This is a genomic window from Sagittula sp., assembly GCF_052825245.1.
Window position 1 is genome coordinate 38062 of sequence record NZ_JBRBWD010000056.1, and the last position, 7307, is coordinate 45368.

Annotated in this window: 8 protein-coding genes and 1 pseudogene; 5 read left to right on the plus strand and 4 right to left on the minus strand. The window is 60.7% G+C overall.

Going from position 1 to position 7307, the window contains the following annotated elements; all coding sequences use genetic code 11:
• Positions 1-1392 carry a HesA/MoeB/ThiF family protein gene (locus ACU0DV_RS22990; protein ID WP_271109743.1) on the minus strand — a complete coding sequence of 464 codons (1392 nt, stop codon included), beginning with the start codon at positions 1390-1392 and terminating at the stop codon, positions 1-3.
• Positions 1392-2294, minus strand: coding sequence for a multiubiquitin domain-containing protein (locus ACU0DV_RS22995; RefSeq protein WP_446273606.1), 903 nt, complete (start codon positions 2292-2294; stop codon positions 1392-1394). The genes ACU0DV_RS22990 and ACU0DV_RS22995 overlap by 1 nt, the downstream gene beginning before the upstream one ends.
• A 165-nt stretch (positions 2295-2459) precedes the next feature.
• On the opposite strand from ACU0DV_RS22995, the gene ACU0DV_RS23000 reads away from it, so the two are divergent.
• From ACU0DV_RS23000 to ACU0DV_RS23010, 3 genes are read left to right on the plus strand one after another with little or no spacing between them, the layout of a single operon-like run.
• Positions 2460-3059, plus strand: a complete 600-nt coding sequence (locus tag ACU0DV_RS23000) for a hypothetical protein (RefSeq protein WP_446273607.1) — start codon at positions 2460-2462, stop codon at positions 3057-3059.
• Entirely contained in the window at positions 3056-3475 is a 420-nt protein-coding gene (locus tag ACU0DV_RS23005; RefSeq protein ID WP_271109740.1) for a hypothetical protein, read from the plus strand. Before ACU0DV_RS23000 ends, ACU0DV_RS23005 begins: the two co-directional genes overlap by 4 nt.
• Entirely contained in the window at positions 3472-4281 is an 810-nt protein-coding gene (locus ACU0DV_RS23010; RefSeq protein WP_271109739.1) for an ImmA/IrrE family metallo-endopeptidase, read from the plus strand. Before ACU0DV_RS23005 ends, ACU0DV_RS23010 begins: the two co-directional genes overlap by 4 nt.
• A gap of 24 nt (positions 4282-4305) precedes the next feature.
• On the opposite strand, the gene scpB is transcribed toward ACU0DV_RS23010, so the two are convergent.
• Together scpB and ACU0DV_RS23020 are read right to left on the minus strand one after the other, a co-directional pair.
• A complete protein-coding gene (gene scpB / locus ACU0DV_RS23015) occupies positions 4306-4929 on the minus strand; it encodes an SMC-Scp complex subunit ScpB (protein ID WP_271109738.1) in 624 nt (207 codons plus the stop codon).
• A complete protein-coding gene (locus ACU0DV_RS23020) occupies positions 4926-5879 on the minus strand; it encodes a DUF1403 family protein (protein ID WP_271109737.1) in 954 nt (317 codons plus the stop codon). The genes scpB and ACU0DV_RS23020 overlap by 4 nt, the downstream gene beginning before the upstream one ends.
• A gap of 156 nt (positions 5880-6035) precedes the next feature.
• On the opposite strand from ACU0DV_RS23020, the gene ACU0DV_RS23025 reads away from it, so the two are divergent.
• Together ACU0DV_RS23025 and ACU0DV_RS23030 are read left to right on the plus strand one after the other, a co-directional pair.
• Complete coding sequence (locus tag ACU0DV_RS23025; RefSeq protein WP_027264267.1) at positions 6036-7151, plus strand: tyrosine-type recombinase/integrase; 1116 nt, start codon at positions 6036-6038, stop codon at positions 7149-7151.
• Positions 7152-7209: 58 nt separating this feature from the next.
• Positions 7210-7307, plus strand: a pseudogene (locus tag ACU0DV_RS23030) (recombinase family protein); the annotation flags it as partial.

Consider the following 7307-nt stretch of genomic DNA (forward strand, 5'->3'; position numbering starts at 1 on the left):
TTAGGCCACCCGGTCTAGGAACGGGGTGATATCGCCGATCCCCCAGATTTCGCTTTCGCCGCAGATCGGACAGTCCGGATCGATCTTAGCACCGGTGCGCCGGTCTTCGGGAACCTGAAACCGCCGCAGCCGCTGAGTTGCCGACCCGCCTGCACCGCGAAAACCGGTCATGAGCTGTAGCATCTCTTCCATGGCCATGGTCGCCACCGAAGTCGTCATCGAAATGAAGGCCGGTTCCGGATTGCCGCCGCCCAGAATGTAGCCGTCGTCAGCCTGTTGAAGGAAAGCCTCGGGATCACGGCGCCGGAGTTCCTCTGCGCGGGCACGGGAAGGGTCGACAATGTTTCGGCACAACAGGCATGCGGCGCCTGGATGGAGCGTCGTGACGCGTCCGGTCATGTCACGAATGCCCATGTCGGTTCTTTCGATGGCAAGCCCGATATCGACGACGGGGATCTCATAGAAATAGGCAAAACGGTTGAGCAGGAGCCGTCCAGCGTGATCGTCCGTACAGCAGAAAATCAGATCAGCAGAGACTAGAAGATCGCGATGTGCGGCATCTAAAATATTTCCCTGAATGCCGATGGCTCCCGTTTCAAGCCCCATCCCATTGATGTGATCGACGATAACCTCGGCCTTGGCCCGGCCTATATCGCAAACCCGTGCACCGTGAAGACGGTGCAGATTGGTGTCCTCGACGATATCGGGATCGATAATGACGGGACAGCGCACCCCGGCACGCGCCAGCATCACCGCCAAGGGCGAGCCGGTCCCTCCTGCTCCAACGATCAAGACGCGCAACGCCCGAATTTGATCGTTGAAGAGATCACCAAAGACCCGGGCCTGGCGATCGAGATCGCTGCCGTGCGCCGCAACAATGGGGTGTCGATCCATGATGCGCACCTGCGATCCGGCGATCAATACTGTCGCGGCTTGAGTCATGCAGTCCCCGTGCCAAACCCGTGCTTTCAGGGTGTCGTCCGGCAACACCAAGAGGCTGACAAAACCCGCCTCCGGACCGTTCCGGTTCCGGGTTGCCTGCGTTAGTGCCTTATCGTTCATGTCATCTTGCATTGAGAATGCGGAGTACCCGCTCGGATGGCCGTGCAGGAAACCAGGTGTGAGACCTTCACACTGGGCTTGGCGCAGGATCGGCATGAAGGTGTCGGTCTTCACCGTAATGTGTTTCGGCGAAGACGACACGGTATCTGTCACGGCGAAGGGCTGGATATGCCGGAGGATGTAGCGGTGACGCGGCTTGGTATTGACCGGATCCCGGGTCACCCGCGCGGAACTGAACAAGGCCCAGGCGCCACCTTCTTTGGCGCCGTTGAATGCGGCCTGTCGCAACGGCTCCAGGAACCGCTGCGGGACAATGACGTCATAGTCCATTAGACCGCCTCCCGCAGGGCATGCTCGACGCGCTTGATCATCGTCCAGATGCCGTCTTTGCCAGGGCGCCATTGGGAATTGTGCCGAGACCAACGCTGCCAGGTGATGCCGGAAAAGGGCTGTGGAATATCGGCGCATTTCGGATAGGCTCCGTTGGAAGCCCTACGGAGCCAGGGGTGGCAATAGAACATGTCGGGCGGCGCGTCGGGATAACCGGCGGGCAGAATGATCAGGATGTCCGTCCGTCCGACATCGAAGCCGCCGTCCGGCAGAACAAAATCCTTCAGGACGATCCCGACCTGATGCTTGTCGTTGATCACCTGAAATCCCGGTGCCGCGGCTGACAGATAGATCTGGTCGCGGCGGGGCAACGCCCCGCCACTCTGCGCATCGCCCGCCGTGGTCTGCTCGATGACCGTGAAGAACCGCTCAAGTCCGTCTGCGCTCAAATCCACCAACTGGTCGTTGGAGATCGGAAGGTCTTCGCCACCTCGAACCTCACGCCAAAGCGCATAGGTTGCGGGATCAACGCCAGCGATCTCCTTCAGCCTGAGACCGGTGATGAGCTTGGTTCCCCATTCGATCCGCTGACCGTCAATCTCAAACCGATACGAAGCGGAGCTCTCGAAGGTGAGGAACCGCTCGGCACCCGGCCGGGTCAGATCCACGGTCTCATCCAGCCTGATCTCTTCGAAGCCACCGCCCCGAAGCACGAGGAAGATAAGATACTCATCGAGCGGTTTCTGCTCGGTCAGCGCCAAGAGCTGACGACCGGTGGGTTTGGGATCGTCGATGCGATAGCGCACGTCATCGATGCGGATGCGAAAGCGCGTCGCAGTGGGATCATGGCGCCCTTCGCGGGCGCAAGCTTCAAGGTCAAGAAAAGTGTTTTCGTCAGTCATGGGTCTAAGTCCTCTTAAGATGTTGTGGCGATTGCCGCTCACATCCACAAAGGCTTGTGCTCACATTCGATTCCGACACAGCAAAAATATATGCTGTAGGTGTCCGAATCGGCGCTGGTCATGCGCCTATAGGAGTGTCCCACCATCAATGAGGAGGACGGAACGTTGGGCGTGATTAAGCCTGTTGACATCAAGGAGACGGAAGAACTCCGGGACGAGCTTGGCGCGCTATGCCTCACCGATAAGGCTCGTTTGTTGAAGATCGCAAAGAAATGGGCCGCAGTCTCCGGCGACATCGAGCCCGAGGATCTGCTGCATGAAGCCATGATGAAGGCAATTGAAGAGAACCCCCGATATCGCCGGCGCTGTCCCAAGGGAGTCGAGCTGGTGACCTTTCTGGCGAATGCCATGCGCTCGCTTGCCGACAATCGCATCGAATGGCGTAAACGGCGCAAAGACGCACTCGCCGCCGAGGTATCGCACCCGGAATACGATCTTCTGACTGCCCTTACCGCAGATGAAACGACCCGGACCGGCGAACAGGAGTTGCTGCATGCCGAACATGAGGCGGCGTTCCATGCCTTTCTCGAAGAGCAGTGCAAAGGGTGTGAAAGAACCCACCTTGTTTTGCTCGGTGGGTTTGATGGCCTGCGAGGTCAGGAGCTTTGTGACTTCGCTGGCGTGACAAAAGAGGAGCTAGCCACGATCCACCGGCGCATTGCCCGAATGATGGATCGTTTCAAGAAAGAACGGAGTCAATCATGACGACCAAGTCCAAGCGTGAAGAGCTGTTTGATCTGACGGATAATGTCGTCGATGCAATTCTCAGCATGAGCGACGAGGAGATTCTCGCAGATCTCGAAGATGATGGGATCGCTGCTGAAGATGCAGGACGCGCATTCGACAGTCTGCTTGACAGTGCACAGATGAAAGCGGGACGAAAAGCGCTTGCCCGCGCGCGCGCCGAGATGAATGCGGATCGCCTAGCATCTTCTCAGTCCTGGAAAGTCACTGCTGACGATGCGCGCGTCATCGTTGCACGGATCGCGCGTGACGTGCCAAGCCTGACACAGGCCGCACGAAATGCCTGCGCTGGTCCGATGTCTGATCGCGAGGTTCTCGATCTTTTGGCAGATTTTCGAGAGCTTGGCGTCGCATTACCAGGAGAGGGCGACCCGTGAAAGCGCTATCGGATGCCGAACAACATCTCGTACGATACGGGGTCACCGAGCCCGGCCAAATCGACCTGGAAACGATCGCCTGGACCATGGGTGCGAAGGTCCGGTACCGCCAATTGGAGAGCTGCGAGGCGAAAATCACAGGGGTCCAGGACAAGGCGATCATCACCGTGGATGACCGTTTTGGGGTCCGGCGCGCACGGTTCTCACTCGCCCATGAAATCGGCCATTGGAAAAGACATCGCAATCAGATCTTAGCCTGTGCCAAACAGGATATCGGCTCGGCAAATGGTAAGGCCAAGGTCAAAGAGCGCGAAGCGGATCGCTACGCCGCGGAATTGATCATGCCTCGATTTTTGTTCCTACCGCGCATGAGGGGCATTGGAAGGACCTCCTTCAACGCAATCGATGAGCTCGCTGAGGCTTTTGATGTCAGCCGCAAGGCAACCGCATTGCGCTTTGTTGACCTGAGCGCGGCGGAAACGATGCTCATCTGCTATGGGCCAAATGGTCGGAAATGGTTCCGGAAATCGTCGTCCTGGCCAGACAGCTGGATGCCGCGGAAGGACCACGATCCCGATACGGGCGTCATGGACTTGCTGTTTGCTGGTGAGAACGAAACCACTCGCGCACATCTACATCCCGCAAGCGGGTTCTTCGGTCACTACAAGGCCGCGGAGTTCAATGTCTATGCTCACTCGGTGATATCGGGATCCCGAACGCATTCGGAACACAAGGAAGTACTCACACTTTTGATCCCAGAGACCGTCGACATGTTCACGTCAGGCACCCTTTCGACACGCTGGTAGGCGTTTCGACGTGGGCCAGTCACGCTATCTTGTCGTTTGGACTTCCTCCCTTGCGGATGGCAGCTCCAGCTCCGGCAGATCTCGCAGGCTCTGCAGATCGAACGTCACCAGGAACGTCTCGGTCGTCACGAACGTATGCGGTGCCCCCGGCCGCGGAGACCGCGGGCCGCTGGCGATTAGTTCTTTGTAGCGCAACCGGGCCAGCAGATCGCGGCTCACCTCCTTGCCGAAGATGTCTGCGAGACCGGCCCGGTCGATCGGCTGATGATAGGCGATGGCGCAGAGCACCCCCATCTCCATCTCGGTGAAGCCAAGCGACTGCTCGCCCAGATCGGCAGCGGCCTTGATGGCATCCGCGAACTGGGTCTTCGTTCGGAACATCCATCCGCCGGCAACCTGTGCCAGCTCATAGGGACGGCCGGTGAGTTCGGCCTGGATGTCGTCGATGAGCATCTCGACCGAGGCCCCCTGCCCCACCACGCACGCAAGATCCTCGCGGCCGACCGGCGCGGCACTGGCGAAGAGCACCGCCTCGATCCGCCCCATCCATTCGCGCCAGCGCAGCTCCTGTGGCCGATCGTCAAGCTCCCGGTCGAAGACGGCGCCGCCCTCCTCCGCCGGTTTCCGTTTCCTTGTCGCGACCGTCATGATGCGATCCCGTAGAGCCGGAAGGTCGGCCGCCCGGTCAGTTCCCGTGCCACGCCCAGCTCGACCAACCGATCGCAGAACCGCCGCGCGGCGCGGTCGGTCATCGGGATCGAGGTGCCGCGAATGCGCGGCGACAGCATCGACGCCGGCGCCACGGCATCCTCGGTCAGGAACAGGTCCACTGCCGCTGTCGATCCCTTCGCACGCAGCTTCGGCGCGATGGCGCGAAGCGCTTCCGCCCGACGGGCCAGATCCCGCGCCAAGCGGATCGACTCTTCGATGGCCTCAAGGATCCGCATCTCGACTGCCAGATCGGCCCCCTGCCCTTCTGCGGTAAGGTCGCGCAGAGCCGCCTTTGTCAACCGCTGCGCCGACACCGGCAGCAAGGTCTTCCAATTCAGCGCCCGCGCCAGGACGATGTCCGAGAGCAGACAAGCGATCCGTTCCGCCCGGTCGTCTGCCTTGAGCACGGCTTGCAGGGTGGTCACACAGCCAGCCAAGGGTCCGTGGGTCCGGGCGCGTTCCTGTCCGGCGTCCAGCCAGACACCCTCCTCGCCTGCGAGGTGCGCGCCGATCAGGTCTGCGATCTCGCCGGGTCCGTTCAGCCGAAGCCGCACGGCCTCGCGCCAGAACGCCAACAGATCGCCATCCGGGCCCCGCGCCTCGCCCGGTGGCGTCAGATGGTAGGCGTCGCGGATGTCCGCCTCCCGCGCCATCCGTCCTTCCAGTTTCGAGGTGGCCGTCGCCGCACTCAGTGCCAGCCGGTTGGCGAGCAGTTTCACAGGCACACAATGCCTGGGATCGCTGATCAGCTGGTCGAGCACTGTCAGCGCGGCTCCCGACCGAAAGGCCACAGTTTCAAGGGTTTCCGCACGCCCGGAGGTGACCCACGCGGGAAGCTGCGATAGGGTGGCCAGGTCGTCCGAGATCGTGGCGGGCAGGTATGTCATGCCCAAAGCTACACTCTCGCGGCGCTTTCGTCCACAATATGATGTAGAAACCGCCCCACTCTACTGCTCTCCGCTATGTCCAATAAGTTTGCATTATCGGATGTGAAAAGATATGCTGGGAAGCAGTTCAATTTCATTGCCGGATTCAGTGAAAATATGCCCTCAGAGACCGAGAAATCGACGCCAACGCCCTCTGGTGAGCCTGATGACGATCGCGTCGACGCTAGCGATCAAGAGGAAAACGATGACATCGCCCTGCCCTCCCATGTCGCGGGTTCCGGCACGCTCGATCGACTGGTGGACACCGCCCGAGATTACGCCCGCGCCGCGGCTTCAGAGAACACGCTGAGGGCCTATGCGAAAGACTGGGCGCATTTCGCGCGATGGTGCCGAATGAAGGGCGCGGAGCCATTGCCCCCCTCTCCTGAGATGATCGGGCTTTACCTCGCCGATCTGGCCTCCGGGTCAGGCTCCTCCCCTTCGCAGTCGGCGTCCCGACCCCTGTCGGTCAGCACGATCGACCGCCGCCTGTCCGGTCTCACCTGGAACTACGCGCAGCGCGGGTTCATTCTCGATCGCAGGAACCGGCACATCGCGACAGTTCTGGCGGGCATCAAGCGCAAGCACGCGCGGCCGCCAGTCCAGAAGGAAGCGATCCTGGCCGAGGACATCCTCGCGATGGTGGCCACCCTGCCCTATGACCTGCGCGGGCTACGCGATCGGGCAATCCTTCTGCTTGGATACGCCGGAGGCCTCCGCCGATCCGAAATTGTCAGCCTGGACGTGCACAAAGACGATACACCGGATTCCGGCGGCTGGATCGAAATCCTGGAGAAAGGCGCCCTCCTGACCCTCAACGCCAAAACCGGTTGGCGCGAAGTCGAGATCGGCCGCGGCTCCAAGGATCAGACCTGCCCTGTTCGTGCCCTTGAGCAATGGCTGCACTTCGCGAAGATCGACTTCGGCCCGGTCTTCGTCGGAACCTCGCGTGATGGCACACGGGCATCCGAAACGCGGCTCAACAACAAACATGTGGCTCGACTGATCAAGCGCACGGTCCTCGACGCCGGCATCCGATCAGAGCTGCCCGAAAAGGATCGCCTCGCCCTCTTCTCTGGCCACTCTCTGCGCGCCGGTCTCGCCAGTTCGGCCGAGGTCGACGAGCGCTATGTCCAGAAGCAGCTCGGACACGCCTCGGCCGAGATGACCCGCCGCTATCAGCGCCGCCGCGACCGGTTCCGGGTGAACCTGACCAAGGCAGCCGGTCTCTGATCGCGCGGTCATTCGGTCGTTTATTAGTGTTATCTAAAATTGCAAATGGCCCGTTTTCATGCCCCTGATAGGCTATGCGCGCGTATCCACAGAGGATCAGACCCCCCTGCCCCAGTCCGAGGCGCTGCAATCGGCGGGATGCGCCGAGATCTTTGA

Excerpts from the sequence above, each read along its gene's own strand:
- ACU0DV_RS23025 (WP_027264267.1), top strand. The coding sequence starts at position 6,036 with ATGCCCTCAGAGACCGAGAAATCGACGCCAACGCCCTCTGGTGAGCCT.
- ACU0DV_RS23005 (WP_271109740.1), top strand. The coding sequence starts at position 3,056 with ATGACGACCAAGTCCAAGCGTGAAGAGCTGTTTGATCTGACGGATAAT.
- ACU0DV_RS22995 (WP_446273606.1), bottom strand. The coding sequence starts at position 2,294 with ATGACTGACGAAAACACTTTTCTTGACCTTGAAGCTTGCGCCCGCGAA.
- scpB (WP_271109738.1), bottom strand. The coding sequence starts at position 4,929 with ATGACGGTCGCGACAAGGAAACGGAAACCGGCGGAGGAGGGCGGCGCC.
- ACU0DV_RS23020 (WP_271109737.1), bottom strand. The coding sequence starts at position 5,879 with ATGACATACCTGCCCGCCACGATCTCGGACGACCTGGCCACCCTATCG.
- ACU0DV_RS22990 (WP_271109743.1), bottom strand. The coding sequence starts at position 1,392 with ATGGACTATGACGTCATTGTCCCGCAGCGGTTCCTGGAGCCGTTGCGA.